Origin of the sequence: Ectopseudomonas toyotomiensis (assembly GCF_900115695.1) — a bacterium.
GTDB classification, from domain to species: Bacteria; Pseudomonadota; Gammaproteobacteria; order Pseudomonadales; family Pseudomonadaceae; genus Aquipseudomonas; species Aquipseudomonas toyotomiensis.
On the sequence record NZ_FOXK01000005.1, the window covers coordinates 68,237 to 83,199 of the forward strand.

At 65.2% G+C, this 14,963-nt stretch carries 16 protein-coding genes; 5 read left to right on the forward strand and 11 right to left on the reverse strand.

Annotated elements, in window-relative coordinates; all coding sequences use genetic code 11:
* Window positions 1–9: 9 nt before the first annotated feature.
* The 10 genes from flgK to BM186_RS11340 form a co-directional block, all read right to left on the reverse strand.
* Window positions 10–1,377 carry a flagellar hook-associated protein FlgK gene (gene flgK / locus BM186_RS11295; protein WP_074915351.1) on the reverse strand — a complete coding sequence of 456 codons (1,368 nt, stop codon included), beginning with the start codon at window positions 1,375–1,377 and terminating at the stop codon, window positions 10–12.
* 3 nt (window positions 1,378–1,380) lie between these two features.
* A complete protein-coding gene (locus tag BM186_RS11300; protein ID WP_074915353.1) occupies window positions 1,381–2,505 on the reverse strand; it encodes a lytic transglycosylase domain-containing protein in 1,125 nt (374 codons plus the stop codon).
* Window positions 2,506–2,508: 3 nt separating this feature from the next.
* A complete protein-coding gene (locus tag BM186_RS11305; protein WP_074915355.1) occupies window positions 2,509–3,603 on the reverse strand; it encodes a flagellar basal body P-ring protein FlgI in 1,095 nt (364 codons plus the stop codon).
* A gap of 10 nt (window positions 3,604–3,613) precedes the next feature.
* Window positions 3,614–4,276 carry a flagellar basal body L-ring protein FlgH gene (gene flgH / locus BM186_RS11310; RefSeq protein ID WP_072423628.1) on the reverse strand — a complete coding sequence of 221 codons (663 nt, stop codon included), beginning with the start codon at window positions 4,274–4,276 and terminating at the stop codon, window positions 3,614–3,616.
* A gap of 5 nt (window positions 4,277–4,281) precedes the next feature.
* Window positions 4,282–5,067 (reverse strand): flagellar basal-body rod protein FlgG, encoded by a 786-nt coding sequence (flgG, locus tag BM186_RS11315; RefSeq protein WP_072423629.1) that lies wholly within the window; start codon window positions 5,065–5,067, stop codon window positions 4,282–4,284.
* A 78-nt stretch (window positions 5,068–5,145) separates the two neighbouring features.
* Window positions 5,146–5,877, reverse strand: coding sequence for a flagellar basal body rod protein FlgF (locus tag BM186_RS11320; protein ID WP_072423630.1), 732 nt, complete (start codon window positions 5,875–5,877; stop codon window positions 5,146–5,148).
* 9 nt (window positions 5,878–5,886) lie between these two features.
* Window positions 5,887–7,074, reverse strand: coding sequence for a flagellar hook protein FlgE (flgE, locus tag BM186_RS11325; RefSeq protein ID WP_074915357.1), 1,188 nt, complete (start codon window positions 7,072–7,074; stop codon window positions 5,887–5,889).
* Between the two features lie 36 nt (window positions 7,075–7,110).
* On the reverse strand, window positions 7,111–7,788 hold the full coding sequence (gene flgD, locus BM186_RS11330; RefSeq protein ID WP_074915359.1) for a flagellar hook assembly protein FlgD: 678 nt from the start codon (window positions 7,786–7,788) through the stop codon (window positions 7,111–7,113).
* Entirely contained in the window at window positions 7,788–8,216 is a 429-nt protein-coding gene (gene flgC / locus BM186_RS11335; protein WP_017676466.1) for a flagellar basal body rod protein FlgC, read from the reverse strand. The genes flgD and flgC overlap by 1 nt, the downstream gene beginning before the upstream one ends.
* A 2-nt stretch (window positions 8,217–8,218) precedes the next feature.
* Window positions 8,219–8,572, reverse strand: a complete 354-nt coding sequence (locus BM186_RS11340; protein WP_072423633.1) for a flagellar basal body protein — start codon at window positions 8,570–8,572, stop codon at window positions 8,219–8,221.
* 192 nt (window positions 8,573–8,764) lie between these two features.
* On the opposite strand from BM186_RS11340, the gene flgA reads away from it, so the two are divergent.
* Window positions 8,765–9,469 carry a flagellar basal body P-ring formation chaperone FlgA gene (flgA, locus tag BM186_RS11345; RefSeq protein ID WP_074915361.1) on the forward strand — a complete coding sequence of 235 codons (705 nt, stop codon included), beginning with the start codon at window positions 8,765–8,767 and terminating at the stop codon, window positions 9,467–9,469.
* A gap of 77 nt (window positions 9,470–9,546) precedes the next feature.
* Here flgA and glcC read toward each other — a convergent pair whose 3' ends face one another.
* On the reverse strand, window positions 9,547–10,320 hold the full coding sequence (gene glcC / locus BM186_RS11350) for a transcriptional regulator GlcC (RefSeq protein WP_072423634.1): 774 nt from the start codon (window positions 10,318–10,320) through the stop codon (window positions 9,547–9,549).
* 238 nt (window positions 10,321–10,558) lie between these two features.
* Between glcC and glcD the strand changes: the two genes are divergently transcribed.
* The 4 genes from glcD (at window position 10,559) to BM186_RS11370 (ending at window position 14,807) form a co-directional block, all read left to right on the forward strand.
* On the forward strand, window positions 10,559–12,058 hold the full coding sequence (gene glcD, locus BM186_RS11355; RefSeq protein WP_072423635.1) for a glycolate oxidase subunit GlcD: 1,500 nt from the start codon (window positions 10,559–10,561) through the stop codon (window positions 12,056–12,058).
* Window positions 12,058–13,113 (forward strand): glycolate oxidase subunit GlcE, encoded by a 1,056-nt coding sequence (glcE, locus tag BM186_RS11360; protein ID WP_074915363.1) that lies wholly within the window; start codon window positions 12,058–12,060, stop codon window positions 13,111–13,113. Before glcD ends, glcE begins: the two co-directional genes overlap by 1 nt.
* A 3-nt stretch (window positions 13,114–13,116) precedes the next feature.
* Window positions 13,117–14,334, forward strand: coding sequence for a glycolate oxidase subunit GlcF (gene glcF, locus BM186_RS11365; protein ID WP_074915365.1), 1,218 nt, complete (start codon window positions 13,117–13,119; stop codon window positions 14,332–14,334).
* Between the two features lie 74 nt (window positions 14,335–14,408).
* The gene (locus BM186_RS11370) at window positions 14,409–14,807 is read left to right on the forward strand and encodes a heme-binding protein (protein ID WP_072423638.1); all 399 of its coding nucleotides are present in this window, start codon (window positions 14,409–14,411) and stop codon (window positions 14,805–14,807) included.
* Window positions 14,808–14,963 lie beyond the last annotated feature (156 nt).

Sequence of the window (14,963 nt, forward strand, 5' to 3'; positions counted from 1 at the left end):
GAAAGCGCGTCAGAACGCGGCAAGCATGTCGTCGAACAACTGGTTGGCGGTACTGATCACCTTCATGTTGGCCTGGTAGGCCTGCTGGTAGGTCATCAGATTGACCGCCTCCTCGTCCAGGCTCACGGCGCTGACGCTGTCGCGCTGCGATTGAGCCTGCTGGGTCACGGCGGTGGCGGACTTGAAGTCAGCCTGGTTCTGCCGACTGTCGCTGGCCACTTTACCGAGCAGGCCGGCGTAGGCGTCGTTGAGGGTGACCTGGCTGCCACCCAGGGTGATGGTCTGGTTCTTCAGTCCGAGCAGATCGAGCAGCACCTCGTTGTTGCCGGTCTCCCCCGCCGCCGATGAGAACGCCAGCTGTTCAGCGGTCAGCGGCTCGATACGCAGCAGTGCGGTGGTGCTGGTGGGGTCGTAGACGAACAGCGGCTGGCCGGGGTCGCCATTGAGGTCAAAACCCGTGGCGAGCACATCGTTGACCATCTGCGCCAACTGGCTGGCCATGTCGTGCAGGGCCTCCAGGTTTGGCCGCAGGCTGTTGTACTCGACATCGTAAAGACCGCCGAACGCGCCGCCGAAACCATCCTGACGCAAGGGGAAGCTGGTGCCGGCGAAGGCCAGGCTGACTTCCTGCTCACCCGTGGCGGTCATCGCCACCTTGAGCTGGCCGGCGGTGGGACCGGCCACCAGCGGCTGGCCGTTGGCCAGGGCGACGCTGACCGAACCGTCCGGGGTCTCGTTGACGCGCAGCTTGGCGAACTGGCTGAGCTCGCCGATCAGACTCTCACGGTGGTCGCGCAGTGCGGTGCTGTCACCCTTGACCGACTCGGTTTCGACGATCTTCTTGTTCAGCAGCGCAATGTTCTCGGTCAGGCCGTTGATCTCGGTGGCCATGGCGGTGCGCTGCTCCTGCAGTGCCTTGACCTGCGCGTCGATGTTGCTGCTCAGGCCATTGAAGCGCTGCGCCAGGTTACCGGCCTCGCTGATGATCTGCTGACGCAGGGCGATGGAGCCCGGTGTGGCGCTGGCTTCACTGAGCGCGGCGAAGAACTGGTCGAGGCCGGCACTGATACTCGAACCGGTACCGGACATCAGCGCTTCCAGCGCGGTCAGGTACTGCTGCGAGGCGCCGTAGAAGTTCTGCTCGGTGGTCGCGCGCCATAGCTGCTGGTTGTGGAATTCGTTGGTCATGCGGCGAATGCTGATCACCTCGACCCCGCCGCCGACGCTCAAGCCACCCTGCCCCGCCAGCGAACCGGTGATGGTCTGCAGACGGCTGAAACCGGGTGTATTGACGTTGGCGATGTTCTGCCCGGTAGTGGCCAGGGCCACCTGGCTGGCACGCACACCGCTGTAGGCGATCTGGTTGAGGATGGTCACGGCTTAGGACTCCTGACGCTCGAAGCGCATCGGCTGAGCGAAGGCCGCCAGACGTGGCGCTCGGGCGTCGTCGGCAGCGAATTGGGCTGTTACTGAAGACAGGGCGACGGAATCGGCGGCGGACTTAAATTCATCGCGTTTCATGACCTGTTTGCCGGCAACGGCACCGAGCAGCAGACCACTGTCGGCACTCAGGGCACTGGCCAGTTGCTGGCGGGTCTGCGCGCTGAGCGAGGTCTGTTGCTGCACTTCGTCCTTGACCGGTGTTTCACGGCTGGCCAGATCGCCGAGAATCTTGCGCGTGTAGTCGCGGGTTTCCTGGAAGGGGATGCGCTCGATCCAGGCACCGGTGGCGATCTCGCCATTGCGCGGATCGCCATTGACCTTGAGCCACTCGTCGACGCGGCCGGGGCCGGCGTTGTAAGCGGCCAGCGCCAGCGCCTGATGGCCGTCGTAACGCTGCAGCATCTTGTCCAGATAGGCACTGCCCAGGCGCTTGTTGTAGTCGGCGTCGCTGGTCAGGCGGGCTTCGCTGAACGGCAGGCCGAGTTCGGCGGCCATCTCCCGCGCGGTATCCGGCATCAGCTGCATCAGGCCGCGCGCGCCCTTGGGCGATACGGCGTCGACACGACCGGCCGACTCCTGCTGGATGACCCGATCGACCAGGGCGAGAAAGCCTGCCGAGCCCTTGTCCCAGACCTTGCCCAGACCATCGACGCCGCGCTGCCAGGTCGCGCGCAGCGGCTCCAGCAGACTGCTGGAGGAACGCTGCGGCAGTTCTGCCGAGCGGGCAACAGCTGCGGCCGCTTCCAGATCCACTGCGCTATCGCCACCGCCGGACAGTTGCTTGACCAGCATGTCGGCGATGCCGGTCTGCTTGCGCCCGGCCAGGGTTTCAGCCAGCACCTCGTCGTAGAAGTCGCGCATGGTGTCCATCTCGCGGCTACGCATCGGATTGCCTTCGGCGAGCACGTCGCTGGCCTTGCGCATCTGCTTGAGGATCTGCTGCAAAAACAGCGCCTCGAACTGCTCGGCGGCGGCCTGCAACTGCTGCTCGCGGGCGGTACCGATACCATCGGCGCTGCCGCGGTGGCTGTTCATGTGTTGGGCGAGGGAAACGATGCTCATGGCTCAGATCACGATCAGTTCAGCGTTGAGGGCACCGGCCTGTTCCAGCGCCTGAAGGATGCTCATGACATCGTCCGGGGTGGCGCCGAGGCTGTTCACGGTGTTGATGATGCTGTCCAGGCTGGCGCCATCGGGCCACTTGAACATGGCGTTCTTGTCCTGGCTGACGGCGACGTCGGAGCGCGGCACCACGGCGGTCTGGCCACCGGAGAAGGCATTGGGCTGGCTGACCTGAGGGTTCTCGCTGATGGTCACGGTCAGCGTGCCATGGGCCACCGCGGCGGCCTTGACGCGCACGCCCTGGCCAACCACCACGGTGCCGGTACGGCTGTTGAACACCACACGCGGCCGTTCGCGGCCCTCTTCCACCTCCAACCCTTCGAGCATGGCCATGAAACCGATGCGCTGGGTGCTGGTGATGGGCGCGCGAATGGAAATCTTGGTCGAGTTCAGGGCACTGGCGGTGCCACTGCCGAAGCGGCCGTTGACCGCTTCGACGACCCGCGCGGCAGTCTGGAAACTGGGCTGGCGCAGGTTGAGCATGACCTCGTCACGGGTACTGAAATCGCTGGGGATCATGCGTTCGACAGTGGCGCCGTTGGGCACGCGACCGCTGTTGGCAGAGTTGATCGCCACGCTGGAGCCGCTCTGCCCGGTGGCATTGAGACCACCGACGACGATGGCGCCCTGGGCCAGCGCATAGGTCTCGCCATCGACACCCTGCAGCGGGGTCAGCAGCAGTTGGCCGCCGCGCAGGCTCTTGGCATCGCCCAGCGAAGCGACGGTGATATCCACGGTCTGCCCCGGGCTGTAGGACGGTGGAATTTCTGCGGTCACGGTCACCGCCGCGACGTTCTTCAGCTTGGGGTCGACGTTCGGTGGCAGGTTGATGCCAAACTGCTTGATCATGTTCGCCACCGACTGGCTGGTGAAGCGCACCTGGTTCTTGTCACCGGTACCATCCAGGCCGACCACCAGGCCGTAGCCGATCAGTTGGTTGCCGCGAATGCCTTCGATGTCCACCAGATCCATCAGCGGTACGGCCTTGGTCGACAGCGGCCAACCCAGGACACAGGCGACGAGAATACGTTTGATCATGGTCTGGGCCTCAGAGCGGGAACAGCGGGCTGGTGAAGAAGCGCGTCAGCCAACCGGCCGAGTTGCTGTCACTGAGCACACCGCGACCGGCGTAGGAGATGCGCGCGTTGGCCACGTTCTGCGAGGACACCTGGTTGGCGCGGTTGATGTCGTCCATGCGCACCAGGCCGACCAGGCGGATGTATTCATCACCCTGGTTCAGGCGCAGCGCCTTCTCGCCCTTGATCAGCAGCGTGCCGTTGGGCAGCACCTGATGCACGGTCACGGCGATGGAGCCGCGCAAGGTGTTCTGCTGCGAACTGCGCGCTGAGCCGTTGAAGTCACGCTCGGCTTCGGCGGAGCTTTCCAGACGGTCGTAGGTCTTGCCCAGCACCGTGGGAATACCGACGGACACGCCCGAGCTCTTGCCGAAGCTGGTGCCGGCGCTCTTGCTCGACTGGGTGGACTCGTCGAGCACCACGGTGAGGATGTCGCCGACCCGCACCGCACGCTTGTCGCCGATCAACGAGCCGCTGTAGCCGCTGCGAAACAGCCCGCCCCCGCTGGTCGGTGGCACGCTGTAGTCCAGTTGCAAGGGTTCGTAATGGCTCGAGTCTTCGTCGGGCAGCATCTCGTTGAAGCTGGCACAACCACCCAGGGTCAGCAGCAGAGCGAGCGGGATCAGGCGCTTCATGGCAATCACACAGTCTGGTTGAGGAACTGCTGCATGCCCGACGCGGCGTCGAGCACCTTGGCGTTGGCCTCGTAGGCGCGCTGGATGGAGATCATCGCCACCATCGCCTCGACCACCTGCACGTTGGAGCCTTCCAGCACGCCCTGCTTGAGGTTGCCCAGGCCTTCTTCGCCGGGCACGCCCTCGACCGGCTCGCCGCTGGCCACGGTTTCGCGGTAGAGGTTGCCGCCGAGCGCTTCGAGGCCACTCGGATTGGTGAAGCTGACCAGGGTGATCTGGCCCAGCTCGGAAGGCAGGGTATCGCCGGCCAGCACGGCGGTGACGATGCCGTCGCTGCCGACGGTGAAGCGGCTGCTACCGGCCGGCACTTCGATGGCCGGCGTCAGGGGCAGACCCTGGGAGTTGACGATCATGCCTTCGGCATTGAGCTGCAGCTGGCCGTTCTCGGTGTAGTAGATGTCGCCGTTGGGCGCTTCCACCTGGAAGAAGCCGGCGCCGATGATGGCCAGGTCCATCGGCTGGCCGGTGGTCTGGATGCTGCCTTCGGTGAACACCTTCTGCGTGCCGGCCACGCGCACACCGCTGCCGAGCTGGATGCCCGACGGCACGGTATTGACCTCATCGGCCTGCGCACCCGGCTGCAATTCGATGGCGTAAAACAGGTCCTCGAACACCACGCGGTCGCTCTTGAAGCCGTTGGTGTTGACGTTGGCCAGGTTGTTGGCCACGGCGCTCATGGCCTTGTCCTGGGCGGCCAGGCCGGTCTTGCTGACCCAAAGTGCGGAACTCATGTGCGTTACCTCGTTTGTCTGTAGCCCGGATGCAATCCGGGGAAATCGTTCCCGGATTGCATCCGGGCTACCTAATCGTCAACTGCCGCGAATCATCCGGTTGCCGGCTTCGGACAGGTCCTCGGCGGCCTTCATCATCTTTACCTGGGTCTCGAACAGGCGGTTCAGGCTCATGGTCGCCACCAGTTGATCGATTGCACCGACGTTGCTCGCCTCCAGGTAACCGGAGACCAGTACCGGCGCTTCCATGTCTTCGGCCGGCTGACCGTCAGTGCGCGCCAGCAGACCGCTGGCATCCTTGGTCAGGTCGGCGGCATCGACATCCACCACGCGGATGCGATCGACCTCGGCGGTGACGAAATCGCCACGCGGGATCACCGACACGGTGCCGTCGCGACCGATGTGCAGGCTGTCGTACTCGGGCAGCACGATGGGGCCACCCTCGCCCATCACGGCGCGGCCGTTCAGGGTCAGGCGCAGGTCGGCATCGACCTGTAGCGCGCCGTTGCGCGTGTAGCGCTCGGCGCCGCCATCACCTTCGACGGTGAACAGGCCGCGGCCCTGGATCGCCACGTCGAGATCACGGCCGGTGGCCATCAGCGCGCCGGGTGCCAGGTTGACGCCGTTGTTCTTCACCCGCGCCAGGTGCCGGCTGTCGTAGCCATAACCTTCCACGGTGACGGCTTGGGCTTGCTCCAGGTCGGCACGAAAGCCGGGAGTGTTGACGTTGGCCAGGTTGTTGGCACGCACCGTGAGCGAGCTCATGGTGCGGCTGGCGGCGGTCATTGCGGTGTAACCGAGACGGTCCATGGGTCAGCCTCAGATCGCGCCGAATAGCACTTGGGTGAGTTCCTTGTTGGTGGTCAGCACCTTGGTGTTGGCCTGGTAGTTGCGCTGGCCCTCCATCAGGCCGACCAGTTGCTGGGTCAGGTCGACGTTGGAGTTCTCCAGCGAACCGGCCACCAGCGCGCCGAAGGGGCCGACACCGGGCACGCCGATCAGCGCCGCGCCGGATTCGGCGGTTTCCACCCAGGCGGTGCCGCTGATGTTCTTCAGGCCACCGGCATTGGCGAAGGTGGCCAGCGCCACCTGGCCCTGCAGCATGCGCTGGCCGTTGCTGTAGTTGGCGTAAACCATGCCGTCCTTCTCCACCGACAGACCGGTCTGCTCGCCCGCCGCATAGCCGCTGGCGCGGTTGGTGGTGACGACGAAGTCGGAGCCGTACTGGCTGGAATTGCTGTAGTCGATGGCGACGGCCATCGGGTCGACGCCCGGCAGGGCGAAGCCGACGTTGACCGGGCCGACCGGCCCGGTGAGCGTGCCGTTGGTGCCGAAGGTCAGTGCCTGCGGGCCGCCGACGGCGGTGTTGCCCTGGTAGTAATAGGCATCCCAGGTGTTGTCGCCAGTCTTCACGAAGTACTGGGTCAGGGTGTGTTCCTTGCCCTGAGAGTCGAACACCTTGGTGGTGTAGGTGGAGTTGTAGGTGTTCACGTCCGCCGGATCGAACGGCGCGGTGGCCGGCACGGTCTGGTTGGAGTCCAGGTTCATGACGAAAGCCAGGGTGTCGGTGGCGCGAGCCGGCAGGTTGGCGTTCTGCAGTTGCAGGTCGCCCATGGCGCCGACCAGCAGGTTGCCGGCGGCGTCCACCGGATAACCCTGCAGGGTCTGCCCGGCGGCGTTGACGATGTTGTTGTTCTTGTCGGCGCCGAACACGCCGGCGCGGGTGTAGCTCAGGTCGCCGTTGGTATCACGGGTGACGAAGAAACCACCGCCGGAGATGGCCAGATCCAGGCTGCGCCCGGTGGTCACCAGGGAGCCGCCCTGACTGATGCTCTGGGTGGTGGCCAGCACCTCCACGCCCATCGCCTGGCTGTCGGCGTAGATGCTGCCGAACTCGGTGCGCGAGGACTTGAAGCCGGTGGTGCCGGCGTTGGCGATGTTGTGGCTGATGGTGTTGAGCTGTTCGTTGACGGCGCTGAGGCCGGTCATGGCGATGTTGAAACTCATGGCGACTGGACCTTTGAATTGAACGAGTAGGAGGGTTCAGAGCAGACCGGCGGTCTGCGTCTGGCCGAATTCGGTGATGTTGTAGAAGGGCACAGCGCCGACGCCGATGACCTCCAGCACGGGGCCCTGGGCGCTGACGCGCACCTGGGTGACGCGGCCGGCCACTTCGACCTTCGGGTACTCGCCGCTGTCGCTCTTGACCTCGACCTTGTAGCTGCCCGGCGCCAGGCCCAGGGCCTTGGGATCGAGCTCGAAGGGCACACGCCCCGGCGCCTGGGAACCGAGGTCGATTTCCTTTTTCACGCCATTGCTGTCGGTGACCACCAGGGCCAGCTTGCCGGCGGCATGCTCCAGGTTGATCTCGCCCTTGACCTTGTCCGCGCCCAGCTCCAGTTGCTCGGTCGCCACCTTCACTTCCTGGCCGACCAGGCCAGCGGCGGTGAGGGTCTGCAGGTTGTCCAGCAGCACCAGGTTGCTCTTGCTCAGCGAGGCCATGTTTTCCAGGCTCTTGACCTGGCTCATGGCGGCGAACTGGTTGAGGAACTCGGTACTGTCCACCGGTTTGGTCGGATCCTGGTTCTGGATCTGCGCGACCATCAGGGTGAGGAAGTTGTTTTCCAGCTGGGTCGCGTCACTGACGTTGACCGACTGCTTCACCGCCTCGTCGATGCTGTAAGCGGGATTGTTCTGGCTGTTGTTGCTGACCGTGGTCATCAGGATTCTCCGAGCTTGAGCAGGCCCTGCTGCATGCTTTTCAGGCGATTGAGCACTTCGACGCTGGTCTCGAAGCTGCGGGTGGCCGACATCATGTCGGTCATTTCTTCGATCTGGTCGATGTCGGCGTAGAACACGTAGCCCTGGTCATCGGCCAGCGGGTTGTCCGGCTCATAACGGCGCACCGGCTCACGACCGGCAGTGACCACGTCGAGCACCTGCACATGGGCGCCGCCCATGCCCACGCTGCGGGTCAGCTGGTCGTTGTTGTAGACGGCGGCGAACACCGGCTTGCGCGCCTGGTACACGTCCTCGGCGTTGGCCGCAGCCGAGTCGGCGTTGGCCAGGTTGCTGGCCACGGTGTTCAGGCGCACAGTCTGTGCATTCATCGACGAGCCGGCGATGCGGTAGATGGAGTCGAAAGCCATGATCAGCGCCCCTCGATGGCCTGTTTCAGGCCCCTGAATTTCATGCTGAGAAAGGTCAGGCTGGTCTGGAAGTCCATGCTGTTCTTGGAGAATGCAGCCTGCTCCACACTCAGCTCGACGCTGTTGCCGTCCTGCGACGGCTGGGTCGGTACGCGGTACTTGAGATCCGCGCTGCTGGCAGCGAAGGCCTGCTGCGGATCGACTCGCTGCATCTCGCCAGCGAAATCGATGTCACGGGCGAGAAAGCCTGGCGTGTCTTCGTTGGCCAGGTTGGCAGCGAGGATTTCGCTGCGCTGCATGCGCAGTTCAAGCGCTCGCGAATGCACGCCCACCACGTCATCAATCCGTATACTCATTTACCGGTACCCTTAACCCAAGGTTGTGCCCAGGTGCCTTCAGCACAAAGCGTGCCCAACCCAGAAGAGAGCCGTATCACATTGATTTTCAAGGTATTCACAAGATCGAAAGACAACTTCCGCGTCGCCTTCCTTCCGCATCGAAGCGCGGCCTGGAGGAAAAGCGGAAAGGTTTTTTCCGCCTGTGCGTCGATGCTTTTCCTCCTTGCTCTGCTGCCGCTGAGCGCTGCGCACGGCGAGACCGATGCCGCCAGCCAGATCGACCAGGCCGTGGCGGTACACATGCAGCAGATGCTGGCCGAGGAAGCCAAGCGCCAGGCCTGGCAGGGGCAGCGCCACAGCCTCAATATCACCCTGCTCAATAGCGCCGAACGCCTGTCGGCCTGCAGCCAGGCACTGAGCGTGACGGTCGCCAGCGACGATCCCTCGCCCCTGTCACGTCAACGCCTGGACCTGAGCTGCGCAGATGCGCCCGGCTGGAGCGTCACGGCCCTGGTGCAGGCCAGCGTGTTCCTGCCAGCCGTGCATGCCGCACGCGTGATCGAACGCGGCCAGACCATCGCCGCCGAACAGTTGCAATTGCAGGAAGTGAACGTCGGCAGGGCCTCACGCGGCTTCTATAACAGCCTCGACGAGGTGATCGGCCAGGGCGCCAAGCGCCGCGTGCGCGCCGGCCAGTTGATCGCGCCGAATCTGCTCACCGCGCCGCTGCTGATCCGCCGCGGCCAGCAGGTCACCATCATCGCCAGCCAGGACGGCATCTCCGCCTCGGCCACCGGCGAGGCCCTGGCTAATGGTCGCGAAGGCGAAGTGATCCGCGTGCGTAACCTTGGCAGCCAGAAGGTGATCGAGGCGCAGGTGGTGGAAGAAGGGGTGGTGACCAGCACCTTCAGGTAGGGTGCGCCGAGCGCACCAACGCGCCGGTTGTAGGGCGGGTGCAACCCGCCACCGTCATCAGGCGAGTTTCACCCGCCCTACGCCCAGCCCTCCAGGCGCATGGTCGCGCGCACCAGGCGCTGCTCTTCCTGCTCGATCTCCTGCAGGTTGTCGCGAATGCTGTTGATATGGTCACGAGCGGCGCGCTGAGCCTGTTCCGGCAGGCGTTCGATTACCGCGTGATACAGCCGTGAATGCTGACGGTCGATCTGCCGTTTCTGCGCCGGGCGGTGATAGAGGTTGTTCACCGAGGCGAACACGGTGCTGAGCATCAGGTCGGTCAGCGACTGCAGGGTGTGCACCAGCACCGGGTTGTGCGAGGCCTCGCAGATGGCCAGGTGAAAGGCATGGTCGAGACGCGCATGTTCACGCGGGTCGACCGGATTTTCCTGTGCATGAGCCGCCAGCATCTCTTCGTAGCGCCGGGTCAGAAGGACGAAATCCGCCTCGGTGCCGCGCAGCGCCGCCAGTCGCGCCGACTCGCCTTCGAGCAGGCCGCGCACTTCCAGCAGGTCATACAGGGTGCGCGGCTGCGAGTTGAACAGGTGCATCAGCGGGCTGGCGTCGCGCTCGCCGCTGAGCTTGGCCACCCGTGAATCGCGGCCCTGGGCGGTGTCGATGATGCCGCGCCCGCGCAGCACCTTGAGCCCTTCACGCAGCGCCGAACGGGAGATGCCCAGTTTCTCGCACAGGCGCCGCTCCGACGGCAACGGCTGGCCGACCTTGAGTACGCCATCGACGATCAGTCGCTCGATGCGCTCGGCCACCACATCACTGACCTGCCGCCGTGCGACGCCCTGTTGTCCGTCCATTCGCCACCTCCGCAGCACTGGTCGTACCAATTTTTAAAGGCCACCTTAGATCGCATGCCTGTCGACAGGCAAGCCGCAGCGCATGAGACCTTAGGCCAATCCATGGCGAAAGCCTGATGAAAGAAACTGGTCCTACCAGCGCTAAAGAGAATGGACGTAAAGAAGCAGGCAGCCTAAACATGCGGCCAAGGTCGCGGCATGACCGCCAATAACAACAACGTCCACGATTGAGCCTGCCATGAGCATTCTGTACGACGAGCGCGTCGACGGCGCGCTACCCACGGTCGACAAGGCCGCCTTGCTGGCGGAGTTGCGCCAGTGCCTGCCCGACCTCGACATCCTGCACACCCAGGAAGACCTCAAGCCCTACGAGTGCGATGGCCTGTCCGCCTATCGCACCACACCCATGTTGGTGGTGCTGCCCGAGCGTATCGAGCAGGTGCAACAGTTGCTCCAGCTCTGCCACGCCCGTGGCGTACCCGTGGTAGCACGCGGCGCCGGCACCGGTTTGTCCGGCGGCGCGCTGCCGCTGGAAAAGGGCATCCTCTTAGTAATGGCGCGCTTCAACCAGATTCTCGAGATCAACCGCGAAGGCCGCTTCGCCCGGGTACAGCCCGGCGTGCGCAACCTGGCGATTTCCCAGGCCGCGGCACCCTTCGACCTGTATTACGCGCCGGACCCCTCGTCGCAGATCGCCTGCTCCATCGGCGGTAACGTCGCCGAGAATGCCGGTGGCGTGCACTGCCTGAAATACGGTCTGACCGTGCACAACCTGCTCAAGGTGGACATCCTCACCGTCGAGGGCGAGTTCATGACCCTCGGCAGCGACGCGCTGGACGCCCCCGGCTTCGACCTGCTGGCGCTGTTCACTGGCTCCGAGGGCATGCTCGGCATCGTTACCGAGGTGACGGTCAAGCTGCTGCCCAAGCCGCAGGTGGCCAAGGTGCTGCTGGCGGCCTTCGACTCGGTGGAGAAGGCTGGCCGCGCGGTCGGTGACATCATCGCCGCCGGTATCATCCCCGGCGGCCTGGAAATGATGGACAACCTGGCGATTCGCGCCGCCGAAGATTTCATCCACGCCGGCTACCCAGTGGAGGCCGAAGCCATCCTGCTCTGCGAGCTGGACGGCGTAGAGGCCGACGTCGCCGACGATTGCGAGCGCGTGCGTGAGGTGCTGGAAAAGGCCGGCGCCACCGAAGTGCGCCTGGCTCGCGACGAGGCTGAGCGGGTGAAATTCTGGGCCGGGCGCAAGAACGCCTTCCCCGCAGTCGGACGCATCTCGCCGGACTACTACTGCATGGACGGCACCATCCCGCGCCGCGAGCTGCCCGGCGTACTGCGTGGCATCGCCGAGCTGTCCGAGGAATACGGCCTGCGAGTGGCCAATGTGTTCCATGCCGGCGACGGCAACATGCACCCACTGATCCTCTTCGATGCCAACGTACCCGGCGAGCTGGAGCGTGCCGAGGCCATCGGCGGCAAGATTCTCGAACTCTGCGTCAAGGTCGGCGGCAGCATCACCGGCGAGCACGGCGTGGGCCGCGAGAAGATCAACCAGATGTGCGCACAGTTCAACAGCGACGAGATCACCCTGTTCCATGCGGTGAAGGCGGCGTTCGACCCCAGCGGCCTGCTCAATCCGGGCAAGAACATCCCCACCCTGCACCGCTGCGCCGAGTTCGGCGCCATGCACGTGCATCACGGCCAACTGCCCTTCCCGGAACTGGAGCGTTTCTGATGTCGCATGATTTCGACGCCAGCGCCGCGTTGCTGGAACAGGTCAACCACGCACTGAACAGTGCCACCCCGCTGCGCATCCAGGGCAGCGGCAGCAAGGCCCATCTGGGTCGCTCCACCACGGGTGAAGTGCTGGATACCCGCCAGCATCGCGGCATCGTCAGCTATGACCCCACCGAACTGGTGCTCAGCGCCCGCGCCGGCACGCCGCTCAGCGAAATCGAGGCAGTGCTGGAGGCCAATAACCAGATGCTGCCGTGCGAGCCGCCACATCTGGGCGATGGCGCCACCCTGGGCGGCATGGTCGCCGCCGGGCTGTCCGGCCCGCGTCGGCCCTGGGCCGGCTCGGTGCGCGATCAGGTGCTTGGCACTCGCGTGATCACCGGCCAGGGCAAGCTGCTGCGCTTCGGCGGCGAGGTGATGAAGAACGTCGCCGGCTACGACCTGTCGCGCCTGATGGCCGGCAGCTTCGGCTGCCTCGGCCTGCTCGCCGAGGTGTCGCTCAAGGTGCTGCCCAAACCGCGCCAGGTACTCAGCCTGCGCCTGGAAGTGGACGCCCTGCATGCCCTGAACAAGCTCGCCGAATGGGGCCAGCAGCCGCTGCCGATCAGCGCCGCCAGCCACGACGGTGCGGCGCTGCACCTGCGCCTGGAGGGTGGCGAAGGTTCGGTTTTGGCCGCGCGCCAACGCCTCGGTGGCGAAGAGATCGACAACGGTTACTGGCAGCAACTGCGCGAACAGCGCCTGCCGTTCTTCAGCGCCAGCGGCACGCTGTGGCGTCTGTCGCTGCCAGCCAACAGTGGTCTGCTCGACCTGCCCGGTCGCCAGATGATCGACTGGGGCGGCGCGCAGCGCTGGCTGAAGACCGACGCCGATAGCGAGCTGATTCAGCGCGTAACGGCCAAGTTAGGCGGCCATGCCACCTGCTTTGCTGCCGGCCAGGCACAACCTTTCCAGCCGCTGGCCGCCCCACTGCTGCGCTACCAGCGCCAGTTGAAGAACCAGCTCGACCCCCAGGGTATTTTCAACCCTGGCCGCATGTACGCCGAGGTATAAGACGTGCAGACCAATTTGAGTGAACAGGCCAAACGCCTGCCGCGCGCCGAGGAAGCCGAACGCATCCTGCGCTCCTGCGTGCATTGCGGCTTCTGCAACGCCACCTGCCCGACCTATCAGTTGCTCGGCGACGAGCTGGACGGCCCGCGTGGGCGCATCTACCTGATCAAGCAGATGCTCGAAGGCAACGAAGTCACGGCCAAGACCCAACAGCACCTGGATCGCTGCCTGACCTGCCGCAACTGCGAAACCACCTGCCCCTCCGGCGTGCAGTACCACAACCTGCTGGATATCGGCCGCGAAGTGGTCGAGCAGGCGGTGCCGCGGCCACTGAACGAACGCCTGCTGCGTCAGGGTCTGCGCGCCGTGGTGCCAAGACCGGCGCTGTTCAAGACGCTGACCCAGACTGGCCTGGCCCTGCGCCCGCTGCTGCCGGCCACGCTCAAGGCCAAGCTGCCGCGCGAGATTCGCCCGGCCAAGCCACGCCCGACGCAGCAGCACACGCGCCGCGTGTTGATGCTCGAAGGCTGCGTGCAGCCGGGGCTGTCGCCCAACACCAATGCCGCCACCGCGCGCGTGCTCGACCGCCTCGGCATCAGCGTCACGCCGATCCGCGAAGCCGGCTGCTGCGGCGCCGTGGACTATCACCTGAACGCCCAGGACGCGGGCCTGCAACGCGCCCGGCAGAACATCGACGCCTGGTGGCCGGCCATCGAAGCCGGCATTGAGGCCATCGTTCAGACCGCCAGCGGCTGCGGTGCCTTCGTAAAAGACTACGGCCATCTGCTGGCTGGCGATTCGGCCTATGCGAGCAAGGCGGCGCGAGTCAGCGCCCTGGCCAAGGATCTGGTCGAGGTGCTGCAAAGCGAGCCACTGGAGCAGTTGCAGGTACGCGCTGAGCAGCGCCTGGCCTTCCATTGCCCCTGCACCTTGCAGCATGCGCAGAAGCTCGGCGGTGCGGTGGAGGGCGTGCTGACGCGCCTCGGTTTCGGCCTGACCGCCGTGCCGGATGGCCACCTGTGCTGCGGCTCGGCCGGCACCTATTCGCTGACCCAGCCAGAGCTCTCGCGGCAGCTGCGCGACAACAAGTTGAACGCCCTGGAAAGCGGCAAACCCGACGCCATCGTCACCGCCAATATCGGCTGCCAGACCCATCTGGACGGCGCCGGGCGCACGCCGGTGCGCCACTGGATCGAGATCATCGAGGAGGCGATGGCGTGAAGCCTGAACCCTCTCCCCCGGCCCCTCTCCCGCAAGCGGGGGAGGGGAAAAAAGCCACGAACACGAGGTATGCCATGCACAGCAAAGCCGTACTCAGCCAGAACGAAGTCAGCCAGATTCTCCAGGCGGCCCGCAGCGAAGCGCAGCAACAGGGCTGGGCTGTGGCCATCGCCGTGGTCGACGACGGCGGTCATCCGCTGGCACTCGAACGCCTCGACGGCTGCGCGCCGATCGGCGCCTACATCGCCACCGAGAAAGCGCGCAGCGCCGCCATCGGTCGTCGCGAAACCAAGGGCTACGAGGACATGGTCAACGGTGGCCGCACAGCCTTTATCAGCGCGCCGCTGATTACTTCGTTGGAGGGTGGCGTGCCGGTGCTGGTGGACGGCCAGGTGGTGGGTGCCGTGGGCGTATCCGGGGTCAAGGCCGAGCAGGATGCGCAGGTGGCCAAAGCAGGGATAGCAGCCCTTTAAACATGCGGCGCAGCCGCCAACTGATGCCCTTCTCCTTCCAGGAGAAGGTGTCACGAAGTGACGGATGAGGGCAGTGCGGCGCGATACCTGTAGGAGCCGCGCCTCGCGGCGAACAAAACATTAAGCGCTTCGCCCCGGGGCGGGGCTCCTACAACA

Excerpts from the sequence above, each read along its gene's own strand:
- BM186_RS11300 (WP_074915353.1), bottom strand. The coding sequence starts at position 2,505 with ATGAGCATCGTTTCCCTCGCCCAACACATGAACAGCCACCGCGGCAGC.
- BM186_RS11305 (WP_074915355.1), bottom strand. The coding sequence starts at position 3,603 with ATGATCAAACGTATTCTCGTCGCCTGTGTCCTGGGTTGGCCGCTGTCG.
- flgH (WP_072423628.1), bottom strand. The coding sequence starts at position 4,276 with ATGAAGCGCCTGATCCCGCTCGCTCTGCTGCTGACCCTGGGTGGTTGT.
- flgG (WP_072423629.1), bottom strand. The coding sequence starts at position 5,067 with ATGAGTTCCGCACTTTGGGTCAGCAAGACCGGCCTGGCCGCCCAGGAC.
- BM186_RS11320 (WP_072423630.1), bottom strand. The coding sequence starts at position 5,877 with ATGGACCGTCTCGGTTACACCGCAATGACCGCCGCCAGCCGCACCATG.
- flgE (WP_074915357.1), bottom strand. The coding sequence starts at position 7,074 with ATGAGTTTCAACATCGCCATGACCGGCCTCAGCGCCGTCAACGAACAG.
- flgD (WP_074915359.1), bottom strand. The coding sequence starts at position 7,788 with ATGACCACGGTCAGCAACAACAGCCAGAACAATCCCGCTTACAGCATC.
- flgC (WP_017676466.1), bottom strand. The coding sequence starts at position 8,216 with ATGGCTTTCGACTCCATCTACCGCATCGCCGGCTCGTCGATGAATGCA.
- BM186_RS11340 (WP_072423633.1), bottom strand. The coding sequence starts at position 8,572 with ATGAGTATACGGATTGATGACGTGGTGGGCGTGCATTCGCGAGCGCTT.
- flgA (WP_074915361.1), top strand. The coding sequence starts at position 8,765 with ATGCTTTTCCTCCTTGCTCTGCTGCCGCTGAGCGCTGCGCACGGCGAG.
- glcC (WP_072423634.1), bottom strand. The coding sequence starts at position 10,320 with ATGGACGGACAACAGGGCGTCGCACGGCGGCAGGTCAGTGATGTGGTG.
- glcD (WP_072423635.1), top strand. The coding sequence starts at position 10,559 with ATGAGCATTCTGTACGACGAGCGCGTCGACGGCGCGCTACCCACGGTC.
- glcE (WP_074915363.1), top strand. The coding sequence starts at position 12,058 with ATGTCGCATGATTTCGACGCCAGCGCCGCGTTGCTGGAACAGGTCAAC.
- BM186_RS11370 (WP_072423638.1), top strand. The coding sequence starts at position 14,409 with ATGCACAGCAAAGCCGTACTCAGCCAGAACGAAGTCAGCCAGATTCTC.